This is a genomic window from Pseudomonas sp. P1_C12 (assembly GCF_056406435.1).
On the sequence record NZ_JBFUAE010000001.1, the window covers coordinates 158,912 to 174,794 of the forward strand.

Here is a 15,883-nt window from a genome sequence, read left to right on the forward strand (position 1 = left end):
AAATAAAAAAGTTCCCTTCGGGGGCAAAAGAAATCAAAATTGGCGCCGATAGTAGATCAGCCGTTGATTTTCGAGGCGGTTCTACAGTTGAGACACGCCATTTGCGAGGTGAGCAATGGGCACAGTACACACCGCACTGCCAGCACAAACCCTTTACGTCACAATCCGTCGTGATGAGTTGCGCCAGTTGAAGGACGAACGCGATCAATTGAAACAGGAGCTGGCGCAGTTGCGACTGCTGCTGCAAGCCAATCAGGTGCAGCCCCTGGCTGTGACGCAACGCGCCCCACTCGCCTGACCCCCCTCCTTTCAAGCGGGAGCAGTCTGCACTGCTTCCGCACCGGCTCGCGACCTTCTCCGAGCAGGCTTCCCGCGTTAGCCATGAAGGTCGTTGGTGAAGTTGATTCCCATTGAACGGATTCGGCGGATAATGCCATTTCGACACTGCTTCATTGATTCATGGACGAAAGGCATCCGACATCTGTAGTGGGAGGCAAACCATGAAACGCACCGCATTGATCCTCGCCGGCCTGATGGCCTTGGGCGCATCCAGCGCTTTTGCCGAAGGCGGAGCCGAACGCATGCGCTATTACTATGAAAGCCTGCGACTGGCCCAGCAACAAGCCTTGGGCCACCCCATCCAAAGCACTGAGCTGCGGGTTCCGGACGATCAAACCGCACAAATGACTGAAACCTACAGACCGAAATGATCCATGGACTTCTGACTCCAGGGTCACAGAAGACTGTCGGGCGTCCTGATGGACGCCCTTTTTTTGCCTGTTGAATCAGAGGCTCTTGATCCAGAACAGCATCCGTCCATGGGCCGGGTCGAACATGCCGGGGGCGAAACCGGCTTTTTCATAGGCCCCCTGGGCCACAGCGTTGCCTTCCAGCACTTCCAGGGTGAGCTTGCAGCAGCCACGCTGACGGGCGATGTCCTCGACTTTTTGCAGCATCTTCTGGCTCAAGCCCAGGCCGCGAAATTTTTTCACCACCGCCACATCGTGCACATTGACCAGCGGCCGGCAGGCAAAGGTGGAAAACCCCTCGAAGCAATTGACCAGTCCGGCCGGCTCGCCACCGACAAAGGCCAGCACACTGAAGGCGTGGGAACGCCTGGCGAGCTCTGCCGGGAGTTGCGCCAGTACATGGGCTGGCAACGGCTGGCCGCCGCCCATCGGGTCCTCGGCGTAGTGGTTCAACACCAGACAAATAGCCTCGGCATGCACCGGATTGGTATAACTGGCCTGAAGCACAAGAATTTCTGCGGAGTCCATTTCCATCCTCGATCACACATGAAGTAGCCCCCAGCATGTATTTCACGCTGAAGTGCCCGCTGCACGATAGCGCGAGCACCGTGTTACCGACAATCGCAACCGTGGAATTCTTTGGCGCTCAAGCGCCCCAGATCAAGGCTTCCGTCCATCCCAGCCCGGCAAAATCCTCGGCCCGCAAGTGCGACTCACCGGCGCAGAAAAACTCGTCGAGTTGCGGTGGCTGGACCGAGGTGCCGCTGAGCATGGCGTGTACCTGGCCGCGGTGATGGATCTGGTGTTCAAACAGATGGGACAGCAAGCGCAAGCGACTGTCGTGTTGCGGGGTGTCGCGGGCGATGGTCACGATTTTGCCAAGGTCGGCATCGCGCATCTGCTCGCAGTAGGCGATCAGCCGGCGGTCGACGTGGGCCTGTTCGCCAACGAGGTCCGTCGCCATGAGGCAGGGCTCGTCTTCCTTGAAAAACACCCGGCAATCGGGATGCGGATCGTCGCCGCGCAGTTCCCGCTCCAGGGCGTCCACATAGAACCAGTCACAGGTCAGGATGTGATTGAGCGTGGCGCGGATCGAGGGGAAGAAACTGACCCGGGGTGCGCTCAGTTCCTGCGGGCTCAACTGACGCCAGGCCTTGGCCAGTCGGTGATTGGCCCAGGCGTTCTGATAGGCCATGGTCAGCAAATGGTGTGACAGGGGCTGATTCATGTTCGCTGTTCCCGATCAAATCCTTATCAAACTTCGGCAAACCGTTGCAGTTGCATTTCCTGCAATCGGCTGAGGGTGCGGCGGAACGGGAATTCCAGATAACCCTCAGTGTAAAGCGATGCCATTGGCACTTGCGCTTCAAGGTACAGCGGCACCTTGCGGTCGTAGCATTCGTCCACCAGGGCAATGAAGCGTCGCACCCCGTCGTCGTGCACCGACAACTGCGGCAACTCGCGATCCCCCGCGTCCACCCGCTCGACACCGTCCTCGGTGCCGCGAGCAATGCGCCCGGCGCGTTTCTGCGCGCTGAGGTTGGGCACGTCACTCAACAGAATAGCGCCGTAGGTATCGCACAGGGCGATGAAATCCATGGCCGCGAAGGGTTGCTCGCACAGCGCGGCGTAACGGGTCCAGAGCACAGTCGGGCTGGCCTTGAGCACCTCAAGGGAACGGTAACCGACCTGGATCGAGTCGCTCGATACTGACTGGCCGACGCTCAACATCTGGAACACTTCATCCAGCGCGCCGGGCTGACCGGCCTCGGCCACCCAGTAGCGTTGCGAACCGGCTCCCGGATGCAGGCGATGGTCTTCCCCACCATCCACTGCAATTACCTGCATGTGCTGCTTGATCGCCGCGATGGCGGGCATGAAGCGGTCGCGATTGAATCCGTCGGCGTACAACTGGTCCGGCGGCAGATTGGACGTGCAGACCACCACCACGCCCTGTTCGAACATCACCTGGAACAGGCGCCCGAGAATGATCGCGTCGCCGATGTCGTTGACGAACAACTCGTCGAAACACAGAACGCGCACTTCTTCGGCCAATTCACGAGCCAGCGCCTTGAGCGGATCGGCGGTGCCGGTCAGTTGAAACGAGCGCTGGTGCACCCAGCCCATGAAGTGGTGAAAGTGCTGGCGCCGCGCCGGTACTCGCAGGCTATGGTAGAACTGGTCCATCAACCAGGTTTTGCCCCGCCCCACCGGCCCCCACAGGTACACACCGGAAACGGGCGAACGGCCTTCATGCAGCGCTTCGTGGCATTTTTGCAGCGCCCACACGGCATATTCCTGGGCCTCGTCCTGGACGAAGCCCTTTTGTTCGATGGCGTGCTGCCAGGCGCTTAAGGGGGAATCGATAGTCATGGGCGGCAGTATGCCATTGTGCATTGAAAACGCGACCGGTGATCGGCAGTTTTGTGCAGAAAGGAAAAGCGCCTTGACGCATTAAATTACTAGCATAATATTTAATAGATGTTACTGACAATTTATTAACCTTGTCGCCATCCCTCTGGAGTCGTCCCATGCATTACAAAGTTTTCGGTCGTAAAACCGGCTTGCGTGTTTCCGAACTGGCGTTGGGCGCCGGTAATTTCGGTACCGGTTGGGGTCATGGCGCCGAGCGCGACGAAGCCAGGCGCATTTTTGATGGCTACCTGGAAGCCGGCGGCAACTTCATCGATACCGCCAATGGCTATCAGGGCGGGCAGTCCGAGGCCATGCTCAGCGAATTCATCGCCGCAGAACGGGATAGCCTGGTCATCGCCACCAAATACACCCTCGGGACTACACCCGCGGCCGGCATTTCCCACACTGGCAACAGTCGCAAGAACATGGTGCGCGCCGTCGAAGAAAGCCTGAAACGCCTGAAAACCGATCACATCGACCTGTTCTGGGCCCACATGAGCGACGGCGTCACGCCCATGGAGGAGATCCTGCGCGGCTTCGACGACCTGGTCAGTGCCGGCAAGATTCATTACGCCGGGCTGTCGAACTTCCCTGCGTGGCGCATCGCTCGTGCCGACCTGCTGGCCGAGGTACGTGGTTTTGCGCCGATTGCCGCGATCCAGGTCGAGTACAGCCTCGCCGAACGCACCGCTGAGCGCGAACAACTGCCGATGGCCGAAGCCCTGGGCCTGGCCGCGACCCTGTGGTCGCCGCTGGGTGGCGGCTTCCTCACCGGTAAGTATCGCAACAGTGAAGGCGACAACCGCGCGAACAAACTCGGGGTGCTGATTCATGCCGAAAAAAGCGCCCGCGAAACTGCCCTGCTCGACACCTTGATCAGCGTTGCCGCAGAACTGGACGCCAGCCCGACCCATGTGGCCATTGCCTGGCTGCGGGAACAGGCCAAACGCTCGACCACGGCGCTGATTCCGATCCTCGGTTCCCGGACTCGTGAACAGCTGGACGCCACGTTGGGCGCGCTGAATGTGCAGTTGAGTGCTGAGCAACTGGCACGACTCGATAGCGTCAGTGATGTAGCCAGAGGCGTGCCGCACGATTCCATCAGCGGTTCATCCGCACGCTTCAGCGGTGGTCAGATCCTCGACCGGCCGATCGTTCCAGTGGCCTGACACCCATCAAAACTGTAGGAGCGAGCCTGCTCGCGATGAGGCCCTGTCAGCCAACAGAGATGTTGAATGCAGGACCGCCATCGCGAGCAGACTCCCCACAGGGTTGGGTGTATTACTTATCGACCTTATGTTTAGCCGCATACAGACACAGCATCTCCATCGCCAGTGTCGCCGCCGCCAGTGATGTAATCTCTGCGCTGTCATAGGCCGGGGCCACTTCCACCACGTCCATGCCCACCAGATTGATCCCGCGTAGACCGCCGAGAATTTCCAGCGCCTGCACCGTACTCAAGCCGCCACACACCGGTGTTCCGGTGCCCGGAGCAAACGCCGGATCGAGGCAGTCGATGTCGAAGGTCAGGTACACGGGGTTGTCGCCGACCCGCGCCCGAATCGCCTCGACAATCGCTTCGCAGCCACGACGATGCACCTGCCGCGCGTCGAGCACTTGAAAGCCTTGATGATCATCGTTGGTGGTGCGCAAGCCGATTTGTACCGAACGTGACGGATCGACCAGCCCTTCCCTGGCCGCGTGCCAGAACATGGTGCCGTGATCGATCCGCTTGCCCTCTTCGTCCGGCCAGGTGTCGCTGTGGGCGTCGAAGTGGATCAGCGACAACGCCCCGTGCTTGCGGGCATGGGCCTTGAGCAGTGGATAGGTGATGAAATGGTCGCCGCCAAAGGTCAGCATCGCGCTGCCGGCGTCGAGGATGCGCTCGGCGTGGGCCTCAATCATTTCGGGCGTCGACTGCGGCGCGCCGTAATCGAAATCGCAATCGCCGTAGTCGATGACCGCCAGGTGATCGAACGGATCAAACGTCCACGGCCAGTGCCGTTCCCAGGCGATCCCGGCAGAGGCGGCACGAATGCCCCGTGGTCCGAAGCGTGCGCCGGGGCGGTTGCTGGTGGCCGTGTCGAACGGCACGCCACTGACGGCCACATCAACGCCACGCAGGTCACGACTGTAGCGTCGACGCATGAAGCTGGTAATGCCGGCGTAGGTACTTTCGGCGGCCGTGCCGTAAAGGCTGTCACGGGTAAGGGCTTGATCGTTCTGCATCGGGACGTCCATTGAAGGCTCCTGCTCTTTTCTTATTGGCGGCTACGGAAAGTGGTCCACAAACGGGTGCGCTGGCGCATGTCCTTGAGGCTCATGCTGCGGTCGGCGTAAAGCCGGTCACGCACATCGGCGGGTGGGTAAATGTCCGGATCTGTGCGCACTGCCTCATCCACCAGCGGCGTGGCGGCCTGGTTGGCGGTGGCAAAAAACAGCGTGTTGGTCAGCGCCGCGACGGACTCGGGGCGCAGCATGAATTCGATGAACTGGCGGGCAGCCTCGGGGTGTGGCGCGTCCTTGGGGATCGCCAGGTTGTCCTGCCACACGATGGTGCCTTCCCTGGGAATCCGGTAGGCGATTTCAAACGGTTTGTTGGCCTTGCGCGCCTGGTCGGCGGCCATGCTGGCGTCACCGTTGTAGGTCAGCGCAAGGCAGATGCTGCCATTGGCCAGATCGTTGATCTGCCGCCCGCTGGCGACGTAAAGCACCGAGGGTTGCAACTGATGCAATAACGTTTGGGCCGCGTCGAGATCGCTCTTGTCGGTGCTGTAGGGATCCTTGCCCAAATAATGCAAGGCCAGGCCGATCACTTCCTGTGGTGAATCAATGACCGCGATGCCACAGTCCTTCAGCTTGCTGGCGTATTCCGGTTTGAACAGCAGGTCGAGGCTGTTGAGCGGTACATTCGGCAGGCGTTTCTTCACCTCCTCGACATTCATCCCGAGCCCCAGGGTGCCCCATGTATAGGGCACGCCATAGCGATTACCGGGATCTACCGCCGCCATCTTCTCCAACAGATCGGGATCAAGATTGGCGTAGCCCTTCAGGCCCTCATGGGGGATGGCCTTGAGCGCACCTGCCGCCAGGCCGCGCGCCAGCACACTGGACGACGGGACGACCACGTCGTACCCGCTGCCACCGGTGAGCAGCTTGGTTTCCAGTACCTCCGGCGCATCGAAGGTGTCGTAGCGTACATGGATGCCCGTCTCCTGCTCGAACCGTTGCAGGGTTTCAGGAGCCACGTAATCGGCCCAACTGTACAGATTGACCACCTTGTCCTCGGCCTGGGCCGAAGCGGCAACGACGAGCAACAGCGCGGGTAAACACAGCTTGAACATGGGAGCCATGACGAACACCTGACCAGAGGAAGTGGTTGCAGGATGCGTCGTCGGATACATTGGTGAAATACCAAGTTAATTAACCTGACTTTATGACGGAGTAATGTTTGATGCTCGGCCAACTGCATGATCTGGATCTGCAATTATTGCGGTTGTTCGTCAACGTGGTGGAGTGCGGCGGCTTCAGCGCAGCCCAGGGCGAGTTGGGGTTGAGCCAGTCGAGCATCAGCCAGCAAATGGCCAAACTGGAAACCCGCCTTGGCTATCGCTTGTGCAGTCGCGGCAAGGGCGGATTCAAGATCACTCCCAAGGGCGAGCAATTGCTCAGCGCCGCCCGTGGACTGTTCGAGTCCATCGAAGCCTTCCGTCATCAATCCAACGGCGTGGCCGGACGCCTGATCGGCGAAGTGCGTCTGGGCCTGTCCGAAGCCCTGGATCAATCGGTGCTGCAACGGGTGGCCGAAGCAATCCGGCGCTTCCGTGAGCGGGACGAGTCGGTGCGTATCGAGCTGATCAGCGCCATGCCCGGCGAGATGGAACGCCTGCTGCTGCAACAGCGGCTGGACCTGGCCATCGGCTACTTCTCGCAAGTACAAAGTGCGTTTGACTACCGCGAACTGTTCATTGAAACCCAGCACCTGTATTGCGCCCCCGGCCATCCACTGTTCACCAACGCGAACCCGATCGATCAGGACCTGCAGGCCAGCGACCGGGTCGATCACCCCTACCGTTTCCTGCGCAGTGACGAACCCTTTCAGGGCAAGCGGTGTTCGGCACGTTCGGAGCAAGTCGAAGGCACCCTCGCCTTTATCCTTTCCGGCAAGCATGTCGGTTATTTGCCCAGCCACTTTGCCCGTGGCTGGGAAGACAAAGGTTTGCTCAGGGCCGTGCGCCGAGGCGACATGAGTTTCGATGTCGCGTTTCATCTGGCCCGGCATCGGGCTCAGGTGGCCGGCGATGCGCAGAAGGCGTTCGAAGAGGATCTGCTCGCGGCGTTTGCCTGAATACGCGTTGGTCTACGCTGAAACAGTGCCGGTCATCACCATGCAAAAATGCACAGATAACCTGCACTTATCCGGGTTGTACAAGGCAAATTTGCACTGATACGATCCGTCATCGCTCGCGCGCGAGCATCTCGATAAAGACAATAAAAGCAGGGAGTTAGTGATGACTGCTCAGGTTTCATCGAAGGGGACGCAGTTCATGGATGCCATGCACAACGATGTGCTGGCCGAAGTGCGCAACCACATTGGTCATCTGACCCTCAACCGCCCCGCCGGCCTCAATGCCCTCACCCTGGACATGGTGCGCAACCTGCACCGCCAGCTCGACGCCTGGGCCCAGGACTCGCAAGTGCATGCCGTGGTCTTGCGTGGTGCCGGGGAAAAAGCCTTCTGTGCCGGCGGCGACATTCGCTCGCTGCATGACAGCTTCAAAAGCGGCGACACCCTGCACGAAGATTTCTTCGTCGAGGAATACGCCCTCGACCTCGCGATCCACCACTACCGCAAACCGGTGCTGGCCCTGATGGACGGTTTTGTCCTCGGCGGCGGCATGGGTCTGGTGCAAGGCGCAGACTTGCGCGTGGTCACCGGAAAAAGCCGCCTGGCGATGCCGGAAGTCGGCATCGGCTACTTCCCGGACGTCGGCGGCAGTTACTTCCTGCCGCGCATTCCCGGCGAACTGGGGATTTACCTCGGCGTCACCGGGGTACAAATTCGCGCCGCCGATGCGCTGTATTGCGGGCTGGCGGACTGGTACCTGGAAAGCGAAAAACTGGGCGCCCTGGACGAAAAACTCGACCAGCTCGAATGGCACGACACGCCGCTCAAGGACCTGCAAGGCCTGTTGGCAACACTCGCCGTGCAGCAACTGCCAGATGCGCCACTGGCGACCTTGCGCCCGGCCATCGACCACTTCTTCGCCCAACCCGATGTGCCGAGTATTGTGAAGCAACTGCGTCAGGTAACGGTCGCCGACAGCCATGAGTGGGCGGTCACCACCGCCAACCTGCTGGAAACCCGCTCGCCGCTGGCCATGGCCGTGACTCTGGAAATGCTCCGTCGCGGACGCGAGCTGCCACTTGAACAATGTTTCGCCCTTGAACTGCATCTGGACCGCCAGTGGTTCGAGCGCGGCGACCTGATCGAAGGCGTGCGCGCCTTGCTGATCGACAAAGACAAGACACCCCGCTGGAACCCGCCCACCCTCGAGGCGCTGGACGCCGAACACGTGGCGAGCTTCTTCAGCGGGTTTGACCAGAGCGGGAGCTGAGCCATGCACGATATCGAATTGAGCGAAGAGCAAGTCATGATCCGCGACATGGCCCGGGATTTTGCCCGTGGCGAAATCGCGCCCCATGCCCAGGCCTGGGAAAAGGCCGGCTGGATCGATGACGGTCTGGTGGCGAAGATGGGCGAACTGGGCCTGTTGGGCATGGTGGTCCCCGAGGAATGGGGCGGCACCTATGTCGATTACGTCGCCTACGCCCTGGCCGTGGAAGAAATCTCCGCCGGCGATGGTGCGACTGGCGCTTTCATGAGCATCCACAACTCCGTGGGCTGCGGGCCGGTGCTCAACTACGGCAGCGAAGAACAGAAACAGACCTGGCTGGCGGACCTGTCCAGCGGCAAGGTCATCGGCTGCTTCTGCCTGACCGAACCCCAGGCCGGTTCCGAGGCACACAACCTGCGCACCCGCGCCGAACTGCGCGACGGTCAGTGGGTGATCAACGGCGCCAAGCAATTCGTCAGCAACGGCAAGCGGGCCAAGCTGGCGATTGTGTTTGCCGTGACCGATCCGGATTTGGGCAAGCGTGGCATCTCGGCGTTCCTGGTACCGACCGATACCGCTGGTTTTATCGTCGATCGCACCGAACACAAGATGGGCATCCGCGCTTCCGACACCTGCGCGGTCACTCTGAACGACTGCACCATCCCCGAGGCCAATTTGCTGGGAGAACGCGGCAAGGGTCTGGCCATCGCCTTGTCCAACCTCGAAGGCGGGCGAATCGGCATCGCAGCTCAAGCACTCGGCATTGCTCGCGCGGCGTTCGAAGCGGCGCTGGCCTACTCCCGTGATCGGGTGCAGTTTGGCAAGACGATCAATGAACACCAGAGCATCGCCAATTTGCTGGCCGACATGCACATGCAGTTGAACGCCGCGCGGTTGCTGATCCTGCACGCCGCGCGCCTGCGCACGGCCGGCAAACCCTGTCTGTCGGAGGCGTCACAAGCCAAGCTGTTTGCGTCGGAAATGGCCGAGAAGGTGTGCTCGTCCGCCATTCAGATTCATGGCGGCTATGGCTACCTGGAAGATTATCCGGTGGAAAAATACTACCGGGATGCGCGGATCACGCAGATCTACGAAGGGTCGAGCGAGATTCAGCGGATGGTGATTGCCCGCGAACTGAAGAACTACCTGGTGTGAAGCTCTAAACGCTTCGCTGGCAAGCCAGCTCCTACAGTGGGTTCGGTCGTTCACAAATGTCGTGTACACCCAAAACCTGTAGGAGCTGGCTTGCCAGCGAAAGCGTCAGTCAGACCGCTAATTTACTTGCCTTGGAACTCGGCTTCCCGCTTGGCAATGAACGCCGCCATCCCTTCCTTCTGATCCTGCGTGGCAAACGCCGCATGGAACACCCGACGCTCAAAGCGCACGCCTTCGGCCAGGCTCACTTCAAAGGCACGGTTGACGCTTTCCTTGACCATCATCGCAATCGGCAACGACTTTTTGGCGATCAACGCCGCGACTTTCAGCGCTTCATCCAGCAACTCATCGCTCGGCACGATCCGCGCCACGATGCCGCAACGCTCCGCTTCCACGGCATCGATCAGGCGCCCGCTCAGGCACATCTCCATGGCCTTGGCCTTGCCCACGGCGCGGGTCAGGCGCTGGGTGCCACCCATCCCCGGCAGCACGCCGAGGTTGATTTCCGGCTGACCGAATCTGGCGTTGTCGCCGGCCAGGATGAAGTCGCACATCAACGCCAGTTCGCAGCCACCGCCCAAAGCAAAACCATTGACCGCCGCAATGATCGGCTTGCGGCGGTTGGCCACACGGTCGCTGTCGCTGAACAGGTCGTCGATGTAAATCTGCGGATAGGTCAGCTCGGCCATTTCCTTGATATCAGCACCGGCGGCGAAGGCTTTTTTCGAACCGGTCAGGACGATGCAGCCGATGTTCGAGTCAGCCTCGAAGCCATCGAGAGCCTGATTCAGTTCGCTGACGATCTGCGCATTCAACGCGTTCAACGCTTGTGGACGGTTGAGAGTGATCAGGCCAACGCGGCCGTGGGTTTCCAGCAAAATCGTTTCATAGCTCACAGGGGACTCCTTCTTATAGATTGCGCGAAATGACCATGCGCTGAATATCGCTGGTGCCTTCGTAGATCTGGCAGACCCGCACGTCGCGGTAGATCCGTTCCAGCGGGAAGTCGTTGAGGTAACCATAACCGCCGAGGGTTTGCAGCGCCGAGGAGCATACCTTCTCGGCCATTTCCGAGGCGAACAACTTGGCCATCGAAGCCTCGACCAAAGCCGGTTTGCCACTGTCACGCAGGGCCGCGGCGTAGTGCACCATTTGCCGCGCCACGGCGATCTGGGTCGCCATGTCCGCCAGGCGGAAGGCCACGGCCTGGTGTTCGATGATCGGCTTGCCGAAACTCTGGCGCTCACGGGCGTAGTCGCGAGCCGCTTCGAACGCGGCGCGGGCCATGCCCACCGATTGCGAAGCGATGCCGACGCGACCGCCTTCAAGGTTGGCCAGGGCAATCCTGTAGCCTTCGCCCTCCTCGCCCAAACGGTTGGCCACCGGCACCTTCACGTTCTCGAAGAGAATCTGGCAGGTGTCGGACGCATGCTGACCGAGCTTGTCCTCGACCCGCGCAACGGTGTAGCCCGGCGAATCGGTCGGCACGATAAACGCGCTGATGCCGCGTTTGCCGGCACTCGGATCGGTCACCGCAAACACGATCACCACACCGGCATTTTGCCCGGAGGTGATGAATTGCTTGCAACCGTTGAGCACGTAATGATCGCCTTCCAGGCGCGCACGGGTTTTCAGGCCGCTGGCGTCGGAACCGGCCTGGGGTTCGGTCAAGGCAAAAGCACCGAGCATCGCACCGCTGGCCAGTGGTTTGAGGAAGCGCTCTTTCTGCTCATCCGTGCCGTAGTTGAGGATCGGCACACAACCCACGGAGTTGTGCACGCTCATGATCGTCGAACAGGCGCCATCGCCGGCGGCAATTTCTTCCAGGGCCATGGCGTAGGCCAGGTAACCGGTGTCGCATCCGCCCCACTGCTCCGGCACCAGCATGCCGAAGAAGCCCAGCCCGGCCATCTCGCCGATGGCTTCCTTGGGAAAGCGATGCTCGCGGTCCCACTCGGCGGCGAATGGTTTCAGCCGTTCCTGGGCAAAGTCCCGGGCCATGTCGCGGATTTGTTGTTGGTCGTCATTGGGGATCATGGTGAATCCTTGAAGTTAATTGCCCCCCTGTAGGAGCGAGCTTGCTCGCGAAGGACGTCAACGATGACGAGGGCTGCCTGGATGAATGCGGCGCTCTCAGGCCCTTCGCGAGCAAGCTCGCTCCTACAGGGGGGCGCTGGCCTTAATAGAGGCATTCCACGGCCATGGCCGTCGCTTCACCGCCGCCGATACAAATCGCTGCAACGCCACGCTTCAAGCCTTTCTGGCGCAGGGCCGAAAGCAAGGTCACGAGAATCCGCGCACCGGAAGCCCCGATCGGGTGGCCCAGGGCGCAAGCACCCCCGTGCACGTTGAGTTTCTCGTGGGGGATTTCCAGATGAGTCATCGCGGCCATGCCAACCACGGCGAAGGCTTCGTTGACTTCCACCAGATCGACGTCATTGAGCGACCAGCCGGTTTTTTTCATCAATTTCTTGATCGCACCGATTGGCGCCACTGGAAACAGACCCGGGGTGTCGGCAAACGCCGCGTGACCATGAATCACCGCCAACGGTTTCAGCCCTTGTTTCTGTGCCTGCGACTGGCGCATCAGCACCAATGCGGCGGCACCGTCGGAGATCGAACTGGAGTTGGCCGCGGTCACCGTGCCGCCTTCGCGGAACGCCGGTTTCAACGAAGCGATCTTGTCCAGCCTGGCTTTTGGCGGCTGCTCGTCATTGCTGATCACAACCTGCTCTTTGCCCACCGTCACGGTCAGCGGGACGATTTCGGCCTTGAAGCTGCCGTCCTTGATCGCCTGTTGCGCGCGGGTGGTCGAGGCGATGGCAAAGGCGTCCTGGGCTTCGCGGCTGAAGCTGTTGGTTTCGGCGCAGTCTTCGGCGAAGGTGCCCATCAGGCGGCCCTTGTCGTAGGCGTCTTCGAGGCCGTCCAGGAACATCGAGTCCTGCACCCGGCCATGGCCCATGCGGTAGCCGGCACGGGCACGGTCCAGCAGGTAAGGCGCGTTGGACATGCTTTCCATGCCACCGGCGACCACGACGTCGGCACTGCCCGCCACCAGCATGTCATGGGCCAGAATCGCCGCTTCCATGCCGGAACCGCACATCTTGTTCAGGGTGGTGCAGCGGGTCGATTTATCCAGCCCCGCGCCCAGCGCCGCCTGACGCGCAGGGGCCTGGCCAAGGCCTGCCGGCAGCACGCAGCCGAACAACACTTCGTCGACGGAATCGCTGGCAACGCCAGCGCGTTCCACCGCTGCCTTGATGGCCGCCGCGCCGAGTTGCGGCGCGGTCAGGCTTTTCAGTTCGCCCTGGAAACCGCCCATCGGGGTACGGACGGCGCTGACGATTACAATCGGATCGTTGGAAATAGTCATGACAAATCCTCCTTACTTGGCGGCCATGCGCAAGGCACCGTCGAGACGGATCACCTCGCCGTTGAGCATGCTGTTTTCAATAATATGCTTGACCAGCCCGGCATACTCGCCCGGTTTGCCCAGGCGTGGCGGGAACGGCACGCCAGCGGCCAGGGAATCGCGGACTTCCTGGGTCATGCCGGCCATCATCGGTGTCTCGAAGATGCCGGGGGCGATCGTCATGACACGGATGCCAAAACGCGCCAGCTCACGGGCCGCCGGCAAGGTCAGACTGACAATCGCGCCCTTGGACGCCGAGTAAGCCGCCTGACCGATCTGACCGTCATAGGCCGCAGCAGACGCGGTGTTGATGATCACGCCGCGCTCGCCGTCGGCATCCGCTTCGGTCTCGGCAATCGCCGCTGCCGCCAGGCGCAGCATGTTGAAGCTGCCGATCAGGTTGACGTTGATCACCTGGCTGAAACTGGCCAGTGCGTGTGGACCGTTCTTGCCGAGAATCTTCTCGCCACGCACGATGCCGGCGCAATTGACCAGGCCATTAAGGCCGCCAAAGGCCTTGACCGTCGCCCGCACCGCAGCTTCGGCCGCCGCTTCGTCGCTGATGTCCGCCACCACGCTGTGCGCGCCAAGGCGCTGGGCCTGGGCTGCAACGGCCTCGGCGTTCATGTCCACCAGCATCACTTTCGCGCCAGCGGCGACCAGCACCTCGGCCGTCGCTGCACCGAGGCCGGAAGCGCCACCGGTGACGATAAAAATCTTGTTCTCGATCTGCATCATTGTTTCCCTGGATTCAAGCTGGAAGGTTCTTCGCCGCGGCCTCTTGAGCCTTGGCGATTTCCTGGTTGCGCAAGATAAAGCGCTGCAATTTGCCGCTTGGGGTTTTTGGCAACTCGCTGACAAATTCGATTTCACGGGGGTACGAGTGCGCCGCCAGACGCTTGCGCACGTGCTGGCGCAGCTCTTCAGCCAGCTCGGGGGCGGCGCGGTATTGCGGGCTGAGCACGACAAACGCCTTGACCAGTTCGGTGCGCTCCGGATCGGGCTTGCCGACCACGGCGGCCTCGACCACGGCCGGGTGTTCGATCAGTGCACTTTCCACGTCGAACGGACCGACCCGGTAGCCGGAGGTGGTGATCACGTCATCGCTGCGACCGACGAAGCTGATGCTGCCGTCCGGGTTCCACTCCACGGTATCGCCACTCAGGTAGTAGTCGCCGACGAAAGCCTTGGTCGGCGCGCCTTCGTAGCCGGCGAACCAGCACATCGGCGATTGGCTGCGGTCGATGGCGAGGATGCCCGGCTGGCCAACGCCGAGTTCCTGGTATTCGTCATCCAGCACTACGATACGGTGGCCCGGCGAGGCAAATCCGGCGGCGCCCATGTGAATCGGATGTTCCAGGCCGTGGTGGTTGCACAGCACCATGCCCAGTTCGGTCTGGCCGTAATGGTCGTGGATGACCACGCCGAGGTTGTCGGCGAACCAGCGGATCACTTCCGGGTTCAGCGGCTCGCCGGCGCTGCTGACGATACGCAGCTTGCCCTTGATCGATCTGGCGAATTCTTCGCCGCCGGCAATCAGCAAACGGTAGGCCGTCGGCGAACCGGTGAGGTTGGTAATCCCGTATTTGTTGATCACCCGGCAGGTGCTTTCGAGGGTGAACGGGCCATCGTAAAAAGTAATCGGATGACCCATGGACATTGGCCCTGTGACACCGAAATAAATGCCGTAGGCCCAACCCGGATCGGCGACGTTCCAGAACGCGTCTTCCGGGCGCAGATCCACCGCATCGCGGGTGTAGCTCTGGAACGCAACGATGGCTTTGAGGGGCACCGACAGCGCTTTCGACGGGCCGGTGGTGCCGGAGGTGAACATCAGCAGGAACGGATCTTCGCCGGTCAGCAGCACCGGTTCACAGTCGGCGGAATAATTGGCCAGTTCGGCCCAGAAACTGAAATCGCCACGCACCAGGCCCTGCCCTTTGGCGCCGGTGACGGTAACGATGGTCGGGCAATCGGCGACTTCGGCGAGTTTTGGCCGGTTCACCGCATCGGTCACCACCACCTTGGCGCCAGAGCAGCCCAGGCGGTGTTCGATGGCCTTGGGGCCGAACGCGGTAAACAGCGGTTGATACACCGCGCCGATGCGCCAGGCGGCGAACACGGTGATCAACAATTCGATATTGCGTGGCAACAGGCCGGCGACCTTGTCGCCTTTCTTCACGCCCTGGGCCAGCAGGTAGTTGGCGAAACGCGCGGCCTTGTCCTGCAAGTCGGTGAAGGTGTACGTCGCACCGGTGCCGTCGCGTCCTTCCCAGAACAGCGCGATGCGACCCGGCAAGGCGTGCCGGTCACAGCATTCGACACAGGCGTTGAGGGCCGCCAGATCACCTGCGAGTGCGGCATCGACGGTGTGCTGATAATTGAACTGAGAAGTAGCAGACAAGTAATCGCGCATTGCCAGAATCCCTCTGTGTTTTTATTAGGTTGGGGGGGAACCGTAATCAACAGGGAAATACTCGCTCTGCGCGGGGTGGCGGGCAATGGTCAAAGCTATCAAGTTGTCTGACTGCTTT

At 61.0% G+C, this 15,883-nt stretch carries 16 protein-coding genes; 6 read left to right on the plus strand and 10 right to left on the minus strand.

The genetic code is table 11. From position 1 onward, the window contains the following. Positions 1-115 precede the first annotated feature (115 nt). Complete coding sequence (locus tag AC1D19_RS00715; protein ID WP_108217489.1) at positions 116-298, plus strand: DUF6026 family protein; 183 nt, start codon at positions 116-118, stop codon at positions 296-298. Between the two features lie 202 nt (positions 299-500). Further along, on the plus strand, positions 501-710 hold the full coding sequence (locus AC1D19_RS00720; RefSeq protein ID WP_007994798.1) for a hypothetical protein: 210 nt from the start codon (positions 501-503) through the stop codon (positions 708-710). Between the two features lie 75 nt (positions 711-785). Here AC1D19_RS00720 and AC1D19_RS00725 read toward each other — a convergent pair whose 3' ends face one another. The 3 genes from AC1D19_RS00725 to zapE form a co-directional block, all read right to left on the minus strand. Next, positions 786-1,277, minus strand: coding sequence for a GNAT family N-acetyltransferase (locus AC1D19_RS00725; RefSeq protein WP_477761992.1), 492 nt, complete (start codon positions 1,275-1,277; stop codon positions 786-788). A gap of 118 nt (positions 1,278-1,395) precedes the next feature. Continuing rightward, positions 1,396-1,977: a DinB family protein gene (locus AC1D19_RS00730; RefSeq protein WP_477753784.1), complete on the minus strand. Its 582-nt coding sequence runs from the start codon at positions 1,975-1,977 to the stop codon at positions 1,396-1,398. A gap of 26 nt (positions 1,978-2,003) precedes the next feature. After that, complete coding sequence (gene zapE / locus AC1D19_RS00735) at positions 2,004-3,122, minus strand: cell division protein ZapE (protein WP_477761993.1); 1,119 nt, start codon at positions 3,120-3,122, stop codon at positions 2,004-2,006. A gap of 158 nt (positions 3,123-3,280) precedes the next feature. Between zapE and AC1D19_RS00740 the strand changes: the two genes are divergently transcribed. Continuing rightward, the gene (locus AC1D19_RS00740; protein WP_477761994.1) at positions 3,281-4,333 is read left to right on the plus strand and encodes an aldo/keto reductase; all 1,053 of its coding nucleotides are present in this window, start codon (positions 3,281-3,283) and stop codon (positions 4,331-4,333) included. Positions 4,334-4,445: 112 nt separating this feature from the next. Here AC1D19_RS00740 and speB read toward each other — a convergent pair whose 3' ends face one another. Continuing rightward, entirely contained in the window at positions 4,446-5,405 is a 960-nt protein-coding gene (gene speB, locus AC1D19_RS00745; protein ID WP_477761995.1) for an agmatinase, read from the minus strand. A 20-nt stretch (positions 5,406-5,425) separates the two neighbouring features. Further along, positions 5,426-6,517 (minus strand): polyamine ABC transporter substrate-binding protein, encoded by a 1,092-nt coding sequence (locus AC1D19_RS00750; protein WP_477760360.1) that lies wholly within the window; start codon positions 6,515-6,517, stop codon positions 5,426-5,428. 101 nt (positions 6,518-6,618) lie between these two features. Between AC1D19_RS00750 and AC1D19_RS00755 the strand changes: the two genes are divergently transcribed. The 3 genes from AC1D19_RS00755 to AC1D19_RS00765 all read left to right on the plus strand — a co-directional run bounded on the left by AC1D19_RS00755 (position 6,619) and on the right by AC1D19_RS00765 (position 9,937). After that, complete coding sequence (locus AC1D19_RS00755; RefSeq protein WP_477761996.1) at positions 6,619-7,512, plus strand: LysR family transcriptional regulator; 894 nt, start codon at positions 6,619-6,621, stop codon at positions 7,510-7,512. A 163-nt stretch (positions 7,513-7,675) separates the two neighbouring features. Next, positions 7,676-8,782 (plus strand): enoyl-CoA hydratase/isomerase family protein, encoded by a 1,107-nt coding sequence (locus AC1D19_RS00760; protein ID WP_477761997.1) that lies wholly within the window; start codon positions 7,676-7,678, stop codon positions 8,780-8,782. Between the two features lie 3 nt (positions 8,783-8,785). Further along, complete coding sequence (locus AC1D19_RS00765) at positions 8,786-9,937, plus strand: acyl-CoA dehydrogenase family protein (protein ID WP_477761998.1); 1,152 nt, start codon at positions 8,786-8,788, stop codon at positions 9,935-9,937. Positions 9,938-10,059: 122 nt separating this feature from the next. Here AC1D19_RS00765 and AC1D19_RS00770 read toward each other — a convergent pair whose 3' ends face one another. The 5 genes from AC1D19_RS00770 to AC1D19_RS00790 form a co-directional block, all read right to left on the minus strand. Then, positions 10,060-10,833 carry an enoyl-CoA hydratase gene (locus tag AC1D19_RS00770; RefSeq protein WP_057714717.1) on the minus strand — a complete coding sequence of 258 codons (774 nt, stop codon included), beginning with the start codon at positions 10,831-10,833 and terminating at the stop codon, positions 10,060-10,062. 13 nt (positions 10,834-10,846) lie between these two features. Beyond that, a complete protein-coding gene (locus AC1D19_RS00775) occupies positions 10,847-11,974 on the minus strand; it encodes an acyl-CoA dehydrogenase (protein ID WP_477761999.1) in 1,128 nt (375 codons plus the stop codon). 142 nt (positions 11,975-12,116) lie between these two features. Next, entirely contained in the window at positions 12,117-13,310 is a 1,194-nt protein-coding gene (locus AC1D19_RS00780; protein ID WP_477754234.1) for an acetyl-CoA C-acyltransferase, read from the minus strand. Positions 13,311-13,322: 12 nt separating this feature from the next. Continuing rightward, complete coding sequence (locus tag AC1D19_RS00785; protein ID WP_477762000.1) at positions 13,323-14,084, minus strand: SDR family NAD(P)-dependent oxidoreductase; 762 nt, start codon at positions 14,082-14,084, stop codon at positions 13,323-13,325. Between the two features lie 16 nt (positions 14,085-14,100). After that, positions 14,101-15,765, minus strand: coding sequence for an AMP-binding protein (locus AC1D19_RS00790; protein ID WP_477762001.1), 1,665 nt, complete (start codon positions 15,763-15,765; stop codon positions 14,101-14,103). Positions 15,766-15,883 lie beyond the last annotated feature (118 nt).